Consider the following 18,191-nt stretch of genomic DNA (forward strand, 5'->3'; position numbering starts at 1 on the left):
CGGGGGTTAGGACCAGAGCGCTCTCACGAAGCAGCGCGCCCATACCTATCTAAGGTGACACCTAGCGCGGAACCGGGAAGCGACGATGACTCTGCCCTTCGACAATTCTTATGCCCGTTTGCCCGAGCGCTTTTTCGCGCCGTTTCAGCCAAGCACGGTGTCGGCGCCGCTTCTGATTCAGCTCAACGAGCCGCTGGCGCGTGAACTCAGGCTTGATGCCGAATGGCTGAAAAGCCCGGATGGCTTGCAGATGCTGGCCGGCAACAGCTTTCCGGAAGGCGCGCAGCCCATTGCCATGGCTTACGCCGGCCACCAGTTCGGGCAGTTCTCACCGCAGCTGGGTGATGGCCGCGCCACCTTGCTGGGCGAAGTGGTCGATATCAAAGGCCGCCGCCGCGACATCCAGCTGAAGGGATCAGGTCCGACACCGTTTTCGCGGCGCGGTGATGGTCGTGCGGCGATCGGGCCGGTTTTGCGCGAATATATTGTCAGCGAGGCTATGGCCGCGATGGGCATTCCCACGACGCGCGCGCTGGCCGCTGTATCGACCGGCGATCCGGTTTATCGCGAAACCGTGCTGCCGGGTGCCGTGTTGACCCGCGTCGGGGCGAGCCATATCCGCGTCGGCACGTTCCAGTTCTTTGCCGCGCGCAGCGACGAGGAAGCGGTAAAGCTGCTCGCCGATCATGCCATTGTGCGCCATTACCCGGATGCGGCAGAGGCTGAAAGCCCCTATCGCGCGTTGCTGGAAGCCGTGATCGCGGCGCAGGCCTCATTGGTTGCGCGATGGATGGGCGTTGGCTTCATCCATGGCGTGATGAACACCGACAATATGGCAATCTCCGGCGAAACGATCGATTACGGCCCGTGCGCCTTTCTCGATACCTATGATCCCGCCAAGGTGTTTTCCTCGATCGACCAGTTCGGTCGCTACGCCTATGCCAATCAGCCCGGCATCGCTCAGTGGAACCTGGCGCGGCTCGCCGAAGCGCTCTTGCCACTCCTGCATGAGAACCGAGACGAAGGCGTGAAGATCGCGCAAGAGTTGATTGCCGGTTTCCGCGCTCATTTCGAGCAAGCCTATATGGCCGTTCTGCGCGCGAAATTCGGACTGCTGACGGAAGAAGAGGCAGACGGCGACCTGATGCAGGGCTTCCTCGACCGGATGGCGGAAGGCGGTGCGGATTTCACCCGCACCTTCCGCGCCCTGAATGCTGCGTTTGGCGATCCGGAACAAGATCGCGATGTGCGTGCCGAATTCATCGACCCGATGCTCTACGAGACTTGGGCACCGGACTGGCGCGCGCGTCTCGCCCGCGAGCCGGGACAGGATGGCGCGCCTTCTGAGCTGATGCGGCTGGCCAATCCCGCCTTCATCCCGCGCAACCACCGCATTGAGGAAGCGATCAGGGCGGCGATTGAAAATGCCGACTTCACGCTGTTCCACCGCCTCAACACCGTCTTGGCGCGGCCCTTCGACGATCAGCCGGAGCAGGCTGATCTTGCGATTGCACCGCATCCGGATCAGCGGGTCATGCGCACCTTCTGCGGCACGTGATCAGCCGAGCACACGGCGGGTAAGATCGATCAACAGGCGCGGCAGGATGTCGAAGCCATAGGGCACATGGATGCGCTCGAGCGGCGTGTGATAATCGCGGCCCCATGGTCCGAGATTGATGGTCGGAACACCTGCAACGCCGCCTTGGTCTGGCCAGCGAATGCCGGCCTTCCACATCGGGGTGTTGGCGGCAACGACTGCCAGATCCGCCTCGTCGGCTTCGCCAAAGAAGCTCATGTCGGAAATGCCGGCAAAATGGCCGGTGGTTTGGAGCGAAACGCCATATTTGCTTTGTGCCGCCTTAGCGAGCGCTTCCGCTGCCTGATGCAGCTTGCGTGCCGCCGGTGCCTCAGACAGGTTGGTGGGAAGATAGGGTATCGAGCCGAAGCCCAGCACGATTGCCGGGCCTGAAAACCCGCTCAGCATCCAGGTGCGTTCCGTCAAGCGGCGGCATTGTTCGGGCAAGGACAAAGCGCTTGCCGCCAACTCACCAGCGAACTGTTCGATCAGGGAGGCGTGGTTGGGATCGACCGCGACCGCTTTTTTCAGCAGCGTTTCATAGCGGTAAAGGGTAATTCGCCGATCGAGAACAGTCTCGCGATCCTGGCTTCGGGTTCCGGCCAGCCGCTTCTTCAGACCTTCGAGAAACGTGTCTGCGGCTTCGCGGCAAAGCGCCTCGAAGCTGTTCATCACCGTTTCGGGCGAGCGGCGATAGCTCAGCACGTTGAAACTCGCAAAGGCTGTGCCTGGCGTGGTCACGTCATAGCCGGGCTTGCCGTCGCTGAGGCTGAGCAGGCTCGGCAAGGTTCCCGGCGTTTCACCCGCGCTATCATCGGTGAGTTCCGGCGCCCATTCCACCCGCGCCGCGATCGCACCTGCCAGGGCAGCGGCATTGATGCCAGCCAGCGGAAAGCCGCTATGAGCGGGAACGCCGACGACATAAGCAGTCGGCAGCACCTTGCCGATCGTACCCAGTGCGATCACCCGCCCGCGATGACCATCTTCGCTATCGTCCGAAATCGCATCCAGATTGACCGCACCGACGAGATCCAGATTCTTGTCTCGCGCAATCTGCGGCAGCATCGCAGCGGCAGCGCGCGCGCCGACCGAGTTCACCTCTTCATCCGGAACGGCCAGAAACAGAAGGTTGCCGCTGCGGTTCTGGTCGGCAGCGTAATCCGCACAAACAGCGAGGCCTGCTGCAAGCCCGGCCTTCATGTCGAGGAGCCCACGGCCAGGCATGAAATCGCCGCTTGCAAGATCCGCCTTTGCGCGCTGCTCGGCTGCGGTGTGGGCGGCGGTTTCCAGCCGCAATTTCAACCGCTCGGCAAGGGCATCAGGCTGGGTGGCCAGCGGACGCAGTTCGCCATAATCCTCGATGCTCACCGTATCGAAATGGCCGGTCAGGATCAGCGTTTCGCGCCCGCTGCCGCGCAGCAGCATGGCGACGCAATGCCGACCATCCCCTTCTCGAACCGGGAAGCTCCAGCATTCTGCACCACCAAAAGCCGGATCGGCGGCCAGCGCATCGCGCAGCCAAGGTCCGAGTGCTGCTTCGCCCGCACCGCCGCTGACACTCTCGATCTCCGTCAGCGCCAGCGCCCACTGGCGCGTGATCGCGGCTGTTTGTTCCCGTCCAAGCACCATGTCGTCCCTCCGTTCAGCCAGCTTGGAAGGCGCCGTGATCCAAGGCAAGCGGCATTTGGTAAAACCTCAAGAATGCGGACACACTATCTACAAACAGATGTTGACGTTCTAGTCATATGTTGTAAATGGCTTGCGGGGACACGATTGAACCCGCCTTGCTGAAGGATACAAGCGGATCGATGGACGACCTTGGCGCGCAGGAACAGGCCGTTCTCCAACTGATTACGGCGAACCCATTCCTTGGTCAGCAGGAGATCGCCACCTCGCTCGGTCTGGCTCGCTCCACCGTGGCCGCGCATATCGCTGCGCTGGTGAACAAGGGCTATGTTCTCGGTCGCGGCTATGTTCTGCCGGCCTCGCAACGCATGGTCTGTCTGGGCGGCGCTGTGTTCGACCGCAAATATCACGCCAAGCGTCCGCTGATCTTCGAGACCTCCAATCCCGTCAACAGTCATCGCTCCTTCGGCGGCGTCGCGCGCAACGTTGCGGAGAACCTGGCGCGGCTTGGCGTGGATCTGGGCTTCGTGTCGATCGTTGGCGATGACGAAACCGGCCGCGCCCTGACGCGCCACCTCGCCGATCTCGGCGCCGATGTCAGCCAGGTCATCACGACTTCCGAACGTCCCACCGCCGAATATGCCGCCATCCTCGGCGTCGAAAACGAGCTGGTGCTCGGCATCGCCGATATGGACGTGTTCGACCTGTTCTCATCCGCGCATCTCGACCGTATCTGGCCGCATCTCGCTTCGGCGGCCTGGGTGTTCATGGACTGCAACATGCCGGCCGCGACGATTTGTACGCTGCTGGAACGCAAGGCCGGCGCGCGCTTCAAACTGGCAGTGGATACGGTGTCGACCCCGAAGGCGGCGCGGCTGCCGAAGGATCTGTCCGGCATCGACCTGCTGTTCACCAACTACGACGAGGCGAACACGCTGTTGGGCCTCACAGACGACGCCCGGTTGCAGCCACGCGATGCTGCAGAAGCCCTGCAGAGCGCTGGTGTCGGCGAGGTGATCGTGACCATGGGTGCGCAAGGCTATGCGGTGGCGACAAGCGCCGGTGTCGAGATGATGCAGCCTGTGCCGGCCCAGCCCGTTGATGTCACCGGCGCGGGTGACGCCATGATCGCCGGCACGCTCTACCGCGTTCTAGCCGGCGATCCCCTCCCGCTTGCCGCCCGAACCGGCGCCCTGCTCGCGAGCCTCACCACCGAGAGCGAAGCCAGTGTTCGCCCCGACCTTTCCGCCCGCTTCCTCGAGGCCGGCATGCACCGCGTTTCCGCTTGAGGTGAATGAACCAGCGGGACCAACAAAGAAGGCAGATCTCATGAAAGACCTCATCAAGCTCAGCGCGGAAGTGGCCGATGCCCTCCAAGCCGGCGCACCGATCGTGGCGCTGGAATCCACCATCATCACCCACGGCATGCCTTATCCCGCCAATCTGGAAATGGCGCGCGGCGTGGAAGCGCTGATCCGTGCTGAGGGCGCAATTCCCGCCACCATCGCCGTGATCGACGGCGAGTTGCGCGTCGGATTGGACGATGCCGACCTGGAAGCGCTGGCGCAGGCCACGACCGTCGTGAAGGCGTCCGGCCGCGATCTCGCCGCCGTGATGGTGCGCAAGCAGACGGCGGGCACCACCGTTTCGGCCACGATGCGGCTGGCCGAACTCGCCGGCATCGAAATCTTCGCGACCGGCGGTGTCGGCGGCGTGCATCGCGGCGCCGAACAGAGCTTTGACATTTCGGCCGACCTCACCGAACTCGGCCAGACCGGCACAACGGTGGTCTGCGCCGGCGTCAAGTCGATCCTGGATATCCCGAAGACGCTGGAAGTGCTGGAAACCCAGCGTGTGCCAGTCATCGCCTACGGGTCCGACGACTTCCCCGCCTTCTTCACCCGTTCCAGCGGCTTGAAGGCCGATCATCGCCTCGACTCCGTGGAGGAGATCGCTCAGGCCATGATCCTGCACCGCGCCCTGGGCTCTCAGACCGGCATCCTGATCGCCAATCCCATTCCAGAAGCTGATGCGCTCGATCCGTCCTTCATCGACGGCACGATCGATGATGCGGTTGCGGAAGCCGATGCAAGCGGCGTGACCCGCAAGGAGCTGACACCGTTCCTGCTCGCCAAGATCAACGAGCTCTCGGAAGGCCGCAGCTTGAAGGCCAACATCGCGCTCGTGCGGAACAATGCGGCAATTGCGGCGAAAATTGCGGTCGCTCACGCCCGTTTTCGAGCTGAAAAGGGCTGATTGAGCTGGTATTTCCGGCCGGAATGACCGGAAAAAATCCGAGAAATTTCGGTTACGCACAATTAACAATTGCGGCGGACCGCCGCCGCAATCTCGCTAGAGGTGCCACCCGCACAGCTAGCCATCTAAGCGGCTCCGGGTGCAAACCTCGCATCTGCATCACGCCGGTCGCCTCGACTTGCAGGCCAAGAAATCGAGGCGACAACAACTTGTCGCTCAAGTCGAGATGGCGAAAGGCAGAATAAAGATCACTCGATAGATACTTTTACAAACCAGCAGCTACGTTGATGATCAAAGCCCTCTATACTGCAAGAAAGGCCATCCTCATCATCATGGTAGCCGGCCTGAAATTTGTTCACTGTCCATGAGTCAACCCGTTCAAGCTTTACCTTTATAACAAATTCACACGCATTGATTCAAAGTGTGACAGCGCGTGATCGGAACCGAACGCGCCGCCGCCACTTTTCACCGGCAATTCACCTCCCGTCCGACCAACGGGAATTCCCCAAACGATGAAGAAGACCGTCCTTGCCAGCATGATGCTGGTTACCGGCCTTTGCCTGCCCACGATCGCCAATGCCCAATGTGGTGGCGCCTCGTGGTATGCTCTGACATCCAAGACCGCTTCCGGCGAGCGCATGAATGCCGCGGCCATGACAGCCGCCCATCGCAGCCTGCCTTTCGGCACCAAGATCAAGGTCACCAACAGCTCAAACGGCAAGGCCGTGGTTGTTCGGATCAATGATCGCGGTCCCTTCATCAAGGGTCGCATGCTCGACCTCTCGAAGGCCGCAGCCGGCAAACTCGGCTTCATCGGCAAGGGTCACACCAAGATCTGCATCGAAAAGGCTTGATACGTCCCAGCGAAGCTGCGGATAGTCGAGCTATCTCGCCGGCTGTCTTTTCTCCTCGATCGCCCACCGACAGCTGTGAACTTCAGGGGGCCACCCTGTAGATATCAAGCTTGCCGTTGGCCGCCTTGGTTGGCTGCAGCCAGGCTGGCGCCGCTTTGCGCTCCAGCTCGGCGGCCAGGCTTTCGGGTGCCCTGGTGACGAGCGATGCGGATTCCGGGTTACCGGAACACCACACAACCAGCGTGACACCGGAGCCCTGCAGCATGGTGCGTGCGGCTTCCGGCTCGGCCATCAACGCTTGCAGCGCGAGGCGATTGCCGTCGTGGTTGCGATGATACGGCCCCGCAAACGCGCTGTGCTTTGTGTATAAGAGAATGGCGGAACCGAGGTTCGTGGGCGCAAGCACCCTACCCGTCGGTTCCTGCACCAGTCCGGCATAATCGCGATTGTCGTAACAGGAGGTCGAGTTGTCCGGCATCATCGCCGAGGCCTCGCCCTTGATGGCGCTAAGCGCGGCATTGATGCCGACGCTGAGCGCAATCCAGCTGACGATAAACGATCCGATCCAGCTTCCGGCCATGACCAACATATGCCGCGTCGTCGGCATAGCGCTTGCTTTGCGTTGTGCATCGGCAATCCAGGATGCAAGCGCGATGGCGGTCAGCGGGAACACGAATAGCGAGCCCCGGACCTGCCAGAGCGTCACAAGATAGGCCGCGAGCAGCATGGCCAGCATAAACAGGTCCGTCCGGCGCGGTTGGCGCCGGAGCCGACCAAGCAGCACGGCGATCCCAAGCAGGGGGTAAGCGTAATAGGTCACCAGTTCCGCCGGCTTGTTCTGCAAGAGATCCCAAGCCGATTGCGCCTCGGAAACGCCTGCCAACCAATTCGCCTTCAGCCACGGATCGACCATGGCATAGGGATCGGCAAGGCATTGTGGAAAGGCGAACACCAGCAAACTAGCGGCTGCAGCGCCTAGAACCGCCAACGCAACAGCACGCCTTATTATGGTGCGTGCCACGGGCTTGATCGCAGCGATCGCGGCGAGACCGAAGCCGGCAAGCGTCGCCAAGGTCCATTGAACGACGGAAAAGGCGTCGCAGGCCGACTGCATCCAACTGGAAGCCGGTATTGTGGCAACGAAGACGGCGCCGGCGATAATGGCAAAGCCCGGCCCAAAGCCCATTGCCGTCGGGACCTCGTCTTCCCCGCGCCAAAGAAACGCAAGGGCAGCGCATAGCCCTCCAACCGCGACATAGGGCGCGGTCTCCATGCCGATCGCCAGCATCAGCGCAGCCGACGCGCCGGCACCCGCCGCCGGCCACAAACTTTGCTGGCTTCCGACAAGTCCAGCCAGCATCGCCAGCGTCAGGGTCAGTTGGGCATTGTGGTGATCCAGCGCGCCGGGCGCGAAGATGCCGACGTAATAGAGGCTGGTCGTGGCAATCACGGCAGCCGGCAACAAAGCGGCATCGCCCGCCAGGCGTCGGGCAACAAACAGGATTGAACTCAGCGCCGCAAAGAATAGCAACAAGGGCCAGACCGTTGCCGCGATGTGCTCGGCGCGCTCGGGCCCAGCGCCCAGTGCGGTACCAAGCCAGATAAGGGCGGCAATCGGCGCATCGATGAGCCGCGACCAATGCATAACAAAGCCGCCGGCCAAGCCCATGCGAAGCTGATGCAGGTCGAACCAGCCTTGCCCGCCAAGCAGGTCGCGCACCTCGACGAGGCGCAACATGCTGTCATTGTCGCCGCGCCCAACATAAAGCGTGGAGAAGCCGGAGCTGGCATAAAGGAGAAGGAGCACAAACGTGGCGAGTGCCGCCGCTGCAAAAATGAGTTTAGGCCCCGCCGTGGTCGATGCCGGGGATGGTTGAGCGACCGAAGACGTGATGGTCATACGAAAGCGCTTACTCTCACCTGCATAGGCCTTAAACGTTGTTTTCGGAGCCCGGTGGCTTCGCGCGCAAGGCGGGAATTTCCAGTACGCCGAGTAGAAAGGCGGAGAAGAAGACCTGGAAGGCAGTGGCGATCAGCATCAATCCAAGAAGCACGACACGCGGGATACTAGGATCATTGAGCGGTCCAAAACTCATCGCCGCCCATGATCCAAATGCCGAACCAAACAAGGTAAGACCCACGAGGAGACATGCCCCTGCCCCCAAAGCCAAACGATCGGTGCTGATATGAGCCTTCAACCAGCGCGACGCCGCATTCGGCGGGAGAAGGCCGATGCGGTCGGCGTACAGGCGTGACAGCATTCCAAACGTAACAAGTTGCACCCCGGTGACGACCATGAAGCACGCGGCCATGAACGTGTTCAGATCAAGCGTCAGGCTGTTGCTGAGCTGAACCGGACCTGCCGACAGCCCAGCCGTCAGCGTCAGACCCACAGCGCAGAGAAGCAAGCCAGGTATGACGAACAACCAGCGCGGGTTGTACATCAGCAGGAATTTCAGGTGGCGCCAGCCGTCGCGCCAGGTTTTCAGATGCGGGCCACGGCTTCTACCATCCGGTTTCAGCGTAGTCGGCACTTCGGCAATCGTCAGGCCAGCCAAGGCACTGCGCACCACCATTTCGCTGGCAAATTCCATGCCGGTCGTACGCAGGTCCAGCTTGCGGATACTATCCGCTCTGAAACCGCGCAGCCCGCAATGGAAATCCCTTGCTTTCACATGGAAGAAGACACGACCGAGCAGACTGAGGACCGAGTTGCCGAGGTAACGGTGCAGGAACGGCATGGCGCCCGGCTCGATCCCGCCCTTAAAGCGGTTCCCCATGACGAGATCGGCGCCGCCGCCGCGTAGCGCCTCAACGAAGGGATCAAGGGTACCGAAATCATAGCTGTCATCGGCGTCGCCCATGATGATGTAACGCCCGTGCGCTGCGGCAATGCCGCCAAGAAGTGCTGCGCCATACCCCTTCTGCGAGACAGGAACGACGCGCGCGCCCAATCCTGATGCGATGTCCTGCGATCCATCCGTACTGCCATTATCAGCGATCACGATCTCGCCGACCACACCGCTGCGATCGAGGTAGGCTTTTGCCTTGTTGATGCAGGCAGCCAGTGTTTCCGCCTCGTTAAGGCAAGGCATCAGAACCGTCAGTTCGATGGCGCCTCCCTGGAGGCGACTGGCTTGCGTGACTGCATTCATCTGGCCACTCCGAGCTGTGCTGAGGCAGCACAAGCAAACACAACACTGCGCCCGATCGGTCGCGTCACGGTTGTAGCGCAGCAAAGCTTCGAGCGCGTTAACGCATCGGGCTGTTCTGTGGCAGCTGCACTTGTGCTGGATTGGCAGGCCGGGTGGAAAGGTCTAGAGCTTGCCCCACCTTCCCGCCCTGCCTCCGGAGTTCGAACCGATGTCCCTGAAGATCGCCGTCCAGATGGATCATGTGTCCACCGTGCAGATCGCCGGAGACACCAGTTTTGCGCTTTCGCTGGAAGCGCAGCAGCGGGGCCATCAGCTGTTCCATTACACGCCGGACCGGCTTTCGCTCAGCGATGGTAAGGTTGTCGCGCGGGTGGAGGCGATGAAGCTTGCGGACGAAAAGGGCCGGCATTTCGAGCTTGGCGAGCCGGTCCGCACCGACTTGTCAGAAATGGACGTGATCCTGCTGCGCCAGGATCCGCCCTTCGACATGAACTACATCACGACGACCCACATCCTGGAGCGCATCCATCCCGGCACGTTGGTGGTCAACGATCCGGCTTGGGTGCGCAACAGCCCGGAAAAGATCTTCGTGACAGAGTTCGCAGATCTCATGCCGGAAACCCTGATCACCAAGGATCCCATGGAGGTCGCCGACTTCCGCCGCAAGCATGGCGACATCATCGTGAAGCCGCTTTACGGCAATGGCGGCGCCGGCATCTTCCATCTGCTCGAGGCCGACCGCAATTTGGCGTCCTTGCTTGAGATGTTCGGGCAGATATTCCGCGAACCCTATATCGTGCAACGCTATCTCAAGGATGTGCGCAAGGGCGACAAGCGCATCATCCTGATCGACGGCGAGCCGGTCGGTGCCATCAACCGCGTTCCATCGGACACGGACTCGCGCTCAAACATGCATGTTGGAGGTCGCGCTGAGAAAACCGAGCTGACCGATCGCGAACGCGAGATCTGTGCGCGGATCGGGCCGGCTTTGCGCGAGCGCGGTTTTATCCTGGTCGGCATCGATGTCATAGGCGACTACATGACGGAGATCAACGTGACGTCGCCGACCGGCATCCGCGAAGTCAAACGCTTTGGCGGCCAAGACATCGCCGGTTTGTTCTGGGACGTGGTGGAAGCCAAACGCCGCTAAGCCACATCGGCGACGCGCTTTGTTCTGGACGCACAACCTCCTGCAACCAAAATACATCTTATTGGCTTGATTGTTCCCTTCTTGTTCTTGATTTGAGCTTGTTCTTGTGCTTTCCTTGACTTAAGGGAAGCACATTGAAGCAGGGGCATGCGGCGCCCCTCGGGAAGCAGGGGCACATGGTTTCGCGCGTAAGAACGGTCGCCTTCCAGGGCGTGGAAGCTGTGCCCGTGGATGTTCAGGTGATGATCGCGCCCGGCAAGATGGGCATGCAGATTGTCGGTTTGCCGGACAAGGCGGTGGCGGAAAGCCGTGAGCGGGTGCAGGCCGCGCTGCATGCCTCCGGCCTATCGATGCCGCCGAAGAAGGTCACGATCAATCTGGCACCGGCCGACCTTCCGAAAGAGGGCAGCCACTACGATCTGCCCATCGCGCTGGGGCTGATGGCCGCGCTTGGCGCCATTCCGGCCGAAGCGCTAGGCGCTTTCGTGGTTCTGGGCGAACTCTCGCTCGATGGCACGATCACACCCGTTGCCGGAGCATTACCGGCTGCGATCGGTGCACATGCCGACAATAAGGGGCTGATTTGCCCGCATGGCTGCGGCCCGGAAGCGGCCTGGGCGGGTTCGGACATCGAGATCCTGGCACCGCGCAGTCTGATCGCGCTGGCCAATCACTTCCGGGGAACGCAGCTCCTGTCGCGACCCGAAGCGCGCATCCGCCCGCCCGCTTTGTCCACGCTTGATCTGGCTGACATCAAGGGCCAGGAAACCGCCAAGCGCGCGCTGGAAGTCGCTGCGGCCGGCGGGCACAACCTTCTTATGGTCGGGCCGCCCGGATCGGGCAAATCGATGCTTGCGCAGCGCATTCCCTCGATCCTGCCACCACTGCATCCACGCGAGCTTCTCGAAGTCTCCATGATCGCGTCCATCGCAGGCGAGCTTGCGGATGGTCAGTTGACAGATCGCCGACCATTTCGCGCTCCGCATCATTCCGCATCCATGGCGGCAATGGTGGGCGGCGGCTTGCGGGTGCGACCGGGCGAAGCGTCCATGGCGCATCACGGCATCCTGTTCCTCGATGAGTTCCCAGAATTCTCGCCCGCCGTGCTGGACTCGCTGCGCCAGCCGCTGGAAAGCGGGGAGTGCGTCATCGCGCGCGCCAACAACCGGGTCAGCTATCCCGCTCGCGTGCAACTGGTGGCCGCTATGAATCCATGCCGCTGCGGCATGGCCGGCGAGCCAGGTTTCCAGTGTGCGAGAGGCCCACGCTGCCAGAGCGATTATCAGGCGCGGATCTCCGGGCCGCTGCTCGACCGTATCGATCTGCGCATCAACGTGCCGGCCGTCTCCGCCGCTGATCTGATCCGCCCATCGGCAGGCGCGGAAACGAGTGCCAGCGTGGCGGTGCGGGTTGCGCGCGCCCGCGAGATCCAGCAAGCGCGCTTTGCAGCGCTTGGGCAAAGCTCGACCACCACCAACGCGCATTGCGCAGCCTCCATCGTCGATACGATCGCGGCCCTGGATGCGCGTGGCAGTTCCCTGCTGCGGGACGCGAGCGAGAAGCTGCAGTTTTCGGCCCGCGCCTACCACAGGGTTTTGCGGGTGGCGCGCACGCTGGCGGATCTTGAGGGGTCGGACGCGGTCAACCGCATTCATCTGGCCGAGGCCATTTCCTACCGGATGGCCGGAGAAGGCCAGATGCGGGCCGCTGCCTGAGGAAATCGGCGGCGCTTGGCTCGTCCTAGCCGCGCTGACGGCGCGGAAGAGGAGTGTCTCGTTCGGTTGCTCGATCAGCCAAGCCTAGGGCCGGCCGAAGCGCTAGAGCGGCCTAACTTGCGCGCAAAAAGAAGGAGCTGTGCAAGCACAGCTCCTCAAGGCCTCACCCAAGCTTGCTTAATTCGTCGTGGAGCGCACCGCACCCACCAACGGCGACGTGCTGCCGCCGCGAATGCTGTTCCAGCGCCCGGAATGGTTTTCGGCCTGCCGTTTGAGAAAACGGTAGCCGGTCTGTTCCCAGGCGAGAACCTGATCGTTCAGGTTGTCGAGGATGTAATCGCCATGATCGGTGCGGACCGTCAGCACGGCATGGCCTTCGCCGTCCGGCTTGCGCACCACGGTCATCAGCAGGTTTGCGGAGGAAATCCCGCGCTGCATCAGAACCCGACGCTTTTGCAGGGCGAAATCCTCGCAATCACCGCGCTGGCCGCCTTCGCTGGGATAGGCCCACCATTCCTGACGCCCGTAAAGGTCATTGTCGCTGACCGGCTCGACGCTGCGATTGACGGTCTGGTTGACCCGAGCGATCAGGCCAAAGGTAGCGTCTGTCAAAGCGACGGGCTTCACATTGCTGCTGCGAATGGCGCAGTCGCCAGGATAGCGCTTGCAGAATTCGTAGTGACCGATGGGCTGCGAGGTGATGCCGCCCACGTCCATTGCGGCTGCCTTGGCCTGCCCCCCGGCCGACACTGAAACCGCTGAAAACACAAGAGCGCCTGCCAGCAGGATCGCCTGTGTCCATCCGCGCGCGACCTTCATGGTGCCCTCGCCCCGCTTCCCCTCGTTAAGGAAAAATTAAGAGGAGTTACCAGGAAGAGTCAATTCACAGGGTCAAGAAGCTTCTTCTTTTGGTTAAAGGCGCGAAGCTTTCCCTGGGATAACGCGGAAAATTAGGCCTGGGCTGATCGTGCGATCTAGCTATCCTGGCTATGAACGACCTGCGGTTTAGCTCTACCGGCTGATGGTCCGCCGTAAGCGCGCATGAAGTCGACGATACGGGGTACGATCTCGGCGCGGAAGCGCGAGCCGTTGAAGACGCCGTAGTGTCCAACGGTTGGCTGCACGTAGTGGCTCTTCTTCTCCGAAGCCAGGTTCGTGCAGAGGTCATGCGCGGCCTGCGTTTGACCGAGACCCGAAATGTCGTCGTTCTCGCCTTCGATCGTCAGCAGCGCGGTGTTGCGGATGGCGGACGGGTCGACGCGGGTGCCGCGATGTTTCATCGTCCCCTTCGGCAGGCGATGTTCGATGAAGACGGTTTCCACCGTTTGCAGGTAGAACTCAGCCGTAAGATCCATGACGGCCAGGTACTCGTCATAGAAATCGCGGTGCTTTTCCGCTGAATCGCCGTCGTTCTTCACCAGGTGCATGAAGAAGTCCTTATGCGCGCCGATATGGCGGTCGAGGTTCATGCTCATGAAGCCGGTGAGCTGCAGAAAGCCGGGATACACATCGCGCATGAAGCCGGGTTCGGGGAACGGCACCTGCATGATGACATTGCTGCGGAACCAGTCGAGATCATGCTCGGCGGCGAGGTTGTTGACGGCCGTCGGATTGCGGCGGGTGTCGATCGGACCACCCATCAGGGTCATGCTGGCCGGAGCAAACGGGTCGCCGCGCTGTTCCATGATGGCGACGGCCGCGAGCACGGGAACGGAGGGCTGGCAGACGGCCATGACATGCGTGTCTGGACCAAGTTCATGCAGCATTTCAATGACATAGTCGATGTAATCATCAAGGTCGAAGCGCCCTTCGGACTGCGGCACCATGCGGGCGTCGGTCCAGTCCGTGATGTAGACTTCGGCATGGCTCATCATGGATTCCACCGTGCCGCGCAACAGCGTAGCGTAGTGGCCGGACATGGGGGCAACGATCAGCAGCTTGGGGTCGGGAGCACGTTCGGCGGGCAGGTCGCGCTCGAAATGTATCAATTTACAGAAGGGCTTAGCCCAAACAATCTTTTCTGTGACGGCAACGGTTTGGGTGCCGACTTTCGCGGTGGGAAGATCGAAGGCAGGCTTGCCGTATTGGCGGGTGGTGCGCTCGAATAGCTCGGCGCTGGCAGCGATCGTGCGGCCGAAAACCGTTTCGGTAAAAGGGTTTAGCGGATTGGTGTAGAGCGTGCGGACAGCCTCGGCCACAGCACGCGACGGCTGGAGGGCCGCATGCTGCAAAGCATAGAACTGATAGAACATGAGGTTTCCTAGTCGCGACACGGCTCACCCGAGCCTGAGAAAGGCGTCAGGATAAACTAGGACTCACAATGCTGCGTTGCAATAGGGGTGCGTGACAGCGCAAAACGGGCATATGGCAGCACAAAATACCCGAATTAAGTGGCTGCGCCCTCCACAATGATCATCTCAGCGTCGGCGCATTCCTGTCGGATCGCCTTGGCCGCTTGATACTCGGGCGAGTCGTAACATTGGCGCGCGATATCCACCGTTTCGAATTCGATGACGACATTTCGTCCACGGGCCTTACCCTCGAGTTCGGTCACTTCGCCGCCGCGTGCGAGGAACTTTGCGCCGTAGCGTTCGAAGGCCGGCTTGGCAGTGGAAACGTAATCCTTGTAGCGTTCAGGGTCGCGGACATCGACGCGCGCAATCCAGTATCCTTTAGCCATGATCTCCTCCTTCAGGCTTGCATGTCGGCCAGAATGGCAAGTGCTGCTGCTTTGCGATCGGCAGCTTTCACGATCGGGCGGCCGACCACAAGATGAGTGGCGCCTGAACGCAGAGCGTCGGCCGGGGTCATCACACGCTTCTGGTCGCCGTGATCGGACCCGGCGGGGCGAATGCCTGGGGTCACGATCGCGAGATCGGGTCCCACGACGTCGCGCACGCTGGCGGCTTCAGCCGCCGAACAGACGATGCCGCCCATGCCGGCCTGGCGGGCCTGTTCGGCGCGGCGCAGAACGAGCGCTTGCGGGTCGATGTCGTAGCCGGCTTCGCGCAGATCCTCGGCGTCCATGGAGGTGAGGACGGTGACGCCGAGCAGGCAGAGATCGGTGCCGCGGGCAGCTTCCACGGCCGCACGCATGGCCTTCGGATAGGCGTGCAGGGTCAGCATGGAAGCGCCGATGCCGAGTACGCTTTCCACGCCTTTGGCAACGGTGTTGTCGATGTCGAGCAGCTTGAGGTCGAGGAAGACCTGCTTGCCGTCCCGAACCAGTTCACGCGCGAGATCGAGCCCGCCGGCAAAGGCCAGCTGATAGCCGATCTTGTAGAAGGATACGGTGTCGCCGAGTTCGCTGACGACGGCGGACGCGATCGCCAAATCCGGCACGTCGAGCCCTACGATCAGCCGGTCGCGCGCATTGGTCATGGTTCCACTCTCTTCGACAATTGGATCGCGCGTTCTATTAAAACGCGGCAGGTGGTTTCCATTTGCCTGCTCGAGCGCTCATCGACAAGGGCGCCGTTCTCGTCGAACGCCTTGGACGCATGGGCGATGGAGCATTGCGGCGTGATGACTTCGGCACCCACCGCCATGAGGACGGCGCGCAGGTGATACAGACCGCGCATGCCGGCGAAGGCGCTGTCGGAGGAGGAGCAGAGCGCGACCGCCTTGTCGCTGAACGGACGGACGTCGCGGTTGCCGTCGCGGCGGATGCGGCTGACCCAATCCAGTGCGTTTTTCAGGAGCGGCGGGATCGAGGCATTGTATTCGGGGCTGGCGATCAGCAGACCATCATGGGCAAGGATCTGCCGTCCGAGCTGAAGGGCGGGATGCGGAATGCCCTTCTCGCGCTCCAGGTCTTCATCCATCAACGGTAGCGGATAATCGCCGAGCGAGATGCGCGTGACCTCTGCGCCGGCCAGCGCCAGTTCACGCTGCGCCACATCGGCGGTCTTGCCGCTGAAAGCGCCGGTCCGAACGGAGCCGGCGAAAACCAGGATGCGCGGGATCAGCATTGCGCCTTGGCTCAGATCTTCCAGGGCCGGCGATAGATCCAGAGCTGCGCGGGTGGAATGTTGCGCAGCATGAAGTCGAAATGCTCGACCGTGTAATTGCCCTTGCCGGGCGGTACCGGCGACAGCGTGCCATAGGTGATCTGCACGATCGGGCGACCGGCCGGCATGCGATCGAGCAGGTTTTCGACATAGCGGATGCGCTGCGGGACCTTGAAGCTCAGCAGGGGAACGGCCGAGATGATGCTGTCGAAGCTGGTATTGGCTTTGTCGCCCAGCGTCTTGTCGAGGTCGAAGGCGTCGCCATGGATGACGTTCACGTCCGGATACTGGGCGCGCAGATGCGAAACGAAATCCTCCGAATATTCGATCGACCAGAGATCGGCGGGCTTCACGCCGCGTGCCAGGATCGCCTTGGTGATGACGCCGGTGCCTGGCCCGAGTTCGAGGACCGGCAGGCCGGAGGCCGGCTGCACGACGGAGGCCATGCGCTTTGCGGTGAAGGAACTGGTGGGAATGATCGCGCCGACGGCTTTCGGCTTGTCGATCCAGCCCTTGAAGAACTTGAGTTCCTCGTCGAACCGCTCGGTGATCGACTTCTTCCTACCAGCACCAACCATGCAGTCGTCCTTCCCAATCCAACTGCGCCAGATAAATGTCAGATTGCGGCGTTTTCAATGCCGCAACGTCATGACTGCATTCCTCAGTCTCCGAAGGACTCAAAGAAGTCCTTCATGCGGGAAAAGAAGCCGCTGGAATTGGGCGAGTTTTCCTTTGAGGACAGCTGCTCGAACTCTTCCAGCAACTCGCGCTGGCGGCGCGTGAGGTTCTGCGGCGTTTCAATGTCGACCTGGATGTAGAGGTCACCCACCGTCGCCTGGCGCAGCACCGGCATGCCCTTTGAGCGCAGCCGGAACTGGCGTCCGTTCTGCGTGCCTTCCGGCACTTTGACGCGGGTCTGCGTGCCATCCAGCGTGGTCACCTCGAACTGGCCGCCAAGGGCTGCCGTAGTCATCGAGATTGGCACCTTGCAGTAGAGATCGGCGCCGTCGCGCTGGAAGAACTCGTGCGGCTTGACCGACAGGAAGATGTAGAGATCGCCGGCCGGGCCGCCGCGCATGCCGGCCTCGCCCTCGCCCGACAAGCGGATGCGGGTGCCGTCTTCAATGCCGGCCGGAATGTTGACCGACAGCGAGCGCTCTTCGGTGAGACGGCCCTGTCCCGCGCATTTCGGGCACGGATCCTTGATGATCTGGCCGCGACCCTGACATTGCGGGCAGGTGCGCTCGACCGAGAAGAAGCCTTGTGCTGCGCGCACACGACCGGTGCCCGAGCACATTGAGCAGGTGACGGGCTGCGTACCAGGCTTGGCGCCGCTGCCGCCGCATTCGTCACAAGTGATGGAAGACGGAACCCGAACCTCGGCGGTCTTGCCCGTAAAGGCTTCGCCGAGCGAGATTTCCATGTTGTAGCGAAGATCGCTGCCGCGCTCGCGGCCATTGGCGGAGCGACGCTGGCGACCGCCGCCCATCATCTCGCCGAAAATGTCTTCGAAAATATCCGAGAATCCGCCAGCCGAACTGAACCCACCACCGCGACCGCCGCCCATGCCGTTTTCAAAGGCTGCATGGCCGAAGCGATCATAGGCCGCGCGCTTTTGCGGGTCCTTCAGGCACTCATAGGCTTCGCCGATTTCCTTGAACTTGCGTTCGGCTTCCGCGTCCCCCGGATTGCGGTCGGGATGGTACTGCATCGCGAGTTTGCGGAAGGCTGATTTCAGCTCTTTCTCATCGGCGCCCTTTTGGACGCCGAGCATCTCGTAGTAATCGGCCTTGCTCATATCGCGCTGTCGGGACCCTGGGATTGATGTGTCGGAGGGCGAAATCGCCGG

16 protein-coding genes are annotated in these 18,191 nt (G+C 61.8%); 6 read left to right on the forward strand and 10 right to left on the reverse strand.

Going from position 1 to position 18,191, the window contains the following annotated elements; genetic code table 11:
* The first annotated feature begins 85 nt into the window (after positions 1-85).
* Positions 86-1,558: a protein adenylyltransferase SelO gene (locus tag IE166_RS12840; RefSeq protein WP_189504425.1), complete on the forward strand. Its 1,473-nt coding sequence runs from the start codon at positions 86-88 to the stop codon at positions 1,556-1,558.
* Here the strand turns inward: IE166_RS12840 and IE166_RS12845 are convergent, their stop codons facing one another.
* Entirely contained in the window at positions 1,559-3,205 is a 1,647-nt protein-coding gene (locus IE166_RS12845) for a M20/M25/M40 family metallo-hydrolase (protein WP_189504427.1), read from the reverse strand. It lies immediately after the preceding gene.
* 179 nt (positions 3,206-3,384) lie between these two features.
* Here IE166_RS12845 and IE166_RS12850 point away from each other — a divergent pair, with 179 nt between their 5' ends.
* The 3 genes from IE166_RS12850 (at position 3,385) to IE166_RS12860 (ending at position 6,312) form a co-directional block, all read left to right on the forward strand.
* Positions 3,385-4,491 (forward strand): carbohydrate kinase, encoded by a 1,107-nt coding sequence (locus tag IE166_RS12850; RefSeq protein WP_189504429.1) that lies wholly within the window; start codon positions 3,385-3,387, stop codon positions 4,489-4,491.
* Positions 4,492-4,531: 40 nt separating this feature from the next.
* A complete protein-coding gene (locus IE166_RS12855; RefSeq protein WP_189504430.1) occupies positions 4,532-5,458 on the forward strand; it encodes a pseudouridine-5'-phosphate glycosidase in 927 nt (308 codons plus the stop codon).
* A 512-nt stretch (positions 5,459-5,970) separates the two neighbouring features.
* Entirely contained in the window at positions 5,971-6,312 is a 342-nt protein-coding gene (locus IE166_RS12860) for a septal ring lytic transglycosylase RlpA family protein (protein ID WP_189504432.1), read from the forward strand.
* An 82-nt stretch (positions 6,313-6,394) separates the two neighbouring features.
* On the opposite strand, the gene IE166_RS12865 is transcribed toward IE166_RS12860, so the two are convergent.
* Positions 6,395-8,119 carry a GtrA family protein gene (locus tag IE166_RS12865; RefSeq protein ID WP_189504434.1) on the reverse strand — a complete coding sequence of 575 codons (1,725 nt, stop codon included), beginning with the start codon at positions 8,117-8,119 and terminating at the stop codon, positions 6,395-6,397.
* Positions 8,120-8,243: 124 nt separating this feature from the next.
* On the reverse strand, positions 8,244-9,551 hold the full coding sequence (locus IE166_RS12870) for a glycosyltransferase family 2 protein (protein WP_244641458.1): 1,308 nt from the start codon (positions 9,549-9,551) through the stop codon (positions 8,244-8,246).
* Between the two features lie 124 nt (positions 9,552-9,675).
* Between IE166_RS12870 and gshB the strand changes: the two genes are divergently transcribed.
* Together gshB and IE166_RS12880 are read left to right on the forward strand one after the other, a co-directional pair.
* Positions 9,676-10,617 carry a glutathione synthase gene (gene gshB / locus IE166_RS12875; RefSeq protein WP_189504436.1) on the forward strand — a complete coding sequence of 314 codons (942 nt, stop codon included), beginning with the start codon at positions 9,676-9,678 and terminating at the stop codon, positions 10,615-10,617.
* Between the two features lie 176 nt (positions 10,618-10,793).
* Positions 10,794-12,332 (forward strand): YifB family Mg chelatase-like AAA ATPase, encoded by a 1,539-nt coding sequence (locus tag IE166_RS12880; RefSeq protein ID WP_189504438.1) that lies wholly within the window; start codon positions 10,794-10,796, stop codon positions 12,330-12,332.
* Positions 12,333-12,509: 177 nt separating this feature from the next.
* Here IE166_RS12880 and IE166_RS12885 read toward each other — a convergent pair whose 3' ends face one another.
* The 7 genes from IE166_RS12885 to dnaJ all read right to left on the reverse strand — a co-directional run bounded on the left by IE166_RS12885 (position 12,510) and on the right by dnaJ (position 18,140).
* A complete protein-coding gene (locus IE166_RS12885; RefSeq protein WP_189504440.1) occupies positions 12,510-13,151 on the reverse strand; it encodes a transglutaminase-like cysteine peptidase in 642 nt (213 codons plus the stop codon).
* A gap of 155 nt (positions 13,152-13,306) precedes the next feature.
* Complete coding sequence (locus IE166_RS12890) at positions 13,307-14,584, reverse strand: polyhydroxyalkanoate depolymerase (RefSeq protein ID WP_189504442.1); 1,278 nt, start codon at positions 14,582-14,584, stop codon at positions 13,307-13,309.
* 134 nt (positions 14,585-14,718) lie between these two features.
* Positions 14,719-15,012: a DUF1330 domain-containing protein gene (locus tag IE166_RS12895; RefSeq protein ID WP_189504444.1), complete on the reverse strand. Its 294-nt coding sequence runs from the start codon at positions 15,010-15,012 to the stop codon at positions 14,719-14,721.
* 11 nt (positions 15,013-15,023) lie between these two features.
* Positions 15,024-15,713, reverse strand: coding sequence for an orotidine-5'-phosphate decarboxylase (gene pyrF, locus IE166_RS12900; RefSeq protein ID WP_189504446.1), 690 nt, complete (start codon positions 15,711-15,713; stop codon positions 15,024-15,026).
* Positions 15,710-16,303, reverse strand: a complete 594-nt coding sequence (locus IE166_RS12905; RefSeq protein WP_189504448.1) for an NADPH-dependent FMN reductase — start codon at positions 16,301-16,303, stop codon at positions 15,710-15,712. Before IE166_RS12905 ends, pyrF begins: the two co-directional genes overlap by 4 nt.
* A gap of 11 nt (positions 16,304-16,314) precedes the next feature.
* Entirely contained in the window at positions 16,315-16,920 is a 606-nt protein-coding gene (gene pmtA, locus IE166_RS12910; RefSeq protein ID WP_189504450.1) for a phospholipid N-methyltransferase PmtA, read from the reverse strand.
* An 83-nt stretch (positions 16,921-17,003) separates the two neighbouring features.
* Entirely contained in the window at positions 17,004-18,140 is a 1,137-nt protein-coding gene (dnaJ, locus tag IE166_RS12915) for a molecular chaperone DnaJ (protein ID WP_189504452.1), read from the reverse strand.
* Between the last annotated feature and the right edge of the window lie 51 nt (positions 18,141-18,191).

The sequence above is a fragment of the Tianweitania populi genome, from assembly GCF_014652875.1.
GTDB classification, from domain to species: Bacteria; Pseudomonadota; Alphaproteobacteria; order Rhizobiales; family Rhizobiaceae; genus Tianweitania; species Tianweitania populi.

Excerpts from the sequence above, each read along its gene's own strand:
- dnaJ (WP_189504452.1), bottom strand. The coding sequence starts at position 18,140 with ATGAGCAAGGCCGATTACTACGAGATGCTCGGCGTCCAAAAGGGCGCC.
- IE166_RS12885 (WP_189504440.1), bottom strand. The coding sequence starts at position 13,151 with ATGAAGGTCGCGCGCGGATGGACACAGGCGATCCTGCTGGCAGGCGCT.
- gshB (WP_189504436.1), top strand. The coding sequence starts at position 9,676 with ATGTCCCTGAAGATCGCCGTCCAGATGGATCATGTGTCCACCGTGCAG.
- pmtA (WP_189504450.1), bottom strand. The coding sequence starts at position 16,920 with ATGGTTGGTGCTGGTAGGAAGAAGTCGATCACCGAGCGGTTCGACGAG.
- IE166_RS12905 (WP_189504448.1), bottom strand. The coding sequence starts at position 16,303 with ATGCTGATCCCGCGCATCCTGGTTTTCGCCGGCTCCGTTCGGACCGGC.
- IE166_RS12880 (WP_189504438.1), top strand. The coding sequence starts at position 10,794 with ATGGTTTCGCGCGTAAGAACGGTCGCCTTCCAGGGCGTGGAAGCTGTG.
- IE166_RS12860 (WP_189504432.1), top strand. The coding sequence starts at position 5,971 with ATGAAGAAGACCGTCCTTGCCAGCATGATGCTGGTTACCGGCCTTTGC.
- IE166_RS12840 (WP_189504425.1), top strand. The coding sequence starts at position 86 with ATGACTCTGCCCTTCGACAATTCTTATGCCCGTTTGCCCGAGCGCTTT.
- IE166_RS12855 (WP_189504430.1), top strand. The coding sequence starts at position 4,532 with ATGAAAGACCTCATCAAGCTCAGCGCGGAAGTGGCCGATGCCCTCCAA.
- IE166_RS12890 (WP_189504442.1), bottom strand. The coding sequence starts at position 14,584 with ATGTTCTATCAGTTCTATGCTTTGCAGCATGCGGCCCTCCAGCCGTCG.
- IE166_RS12895 (WP_189504444.1), bottom strand. The coding sequence starts at position 15,012 with ATGGCTAAAGGATACTGGATTGCGCGCGTCGATGTCCGCGACCCTGAA.
- IE166_RS12845 (WP_189504427.1), bottom strand. The coding sequence starts at position 3,205 with ATGGTGCTTGGACGGGAACAAACAGCCGCGATCACGCGCCAGTGGGCG.
- pyrF (WP_189504446.1), bottom strand. The coding sequence starts at position 15,713 with ATGACCAATGCGCGCGACCGGCTGATCGTAGGGCTCGACGTGCCGGAT.
- IE166_RS12850 (WP_189504429.1), top strand. The coding sequence starts at position 3,385 with ATGGACGACCTTGGCGCGCAGGAACAGGCCGTTCTCCAACTGATTACG.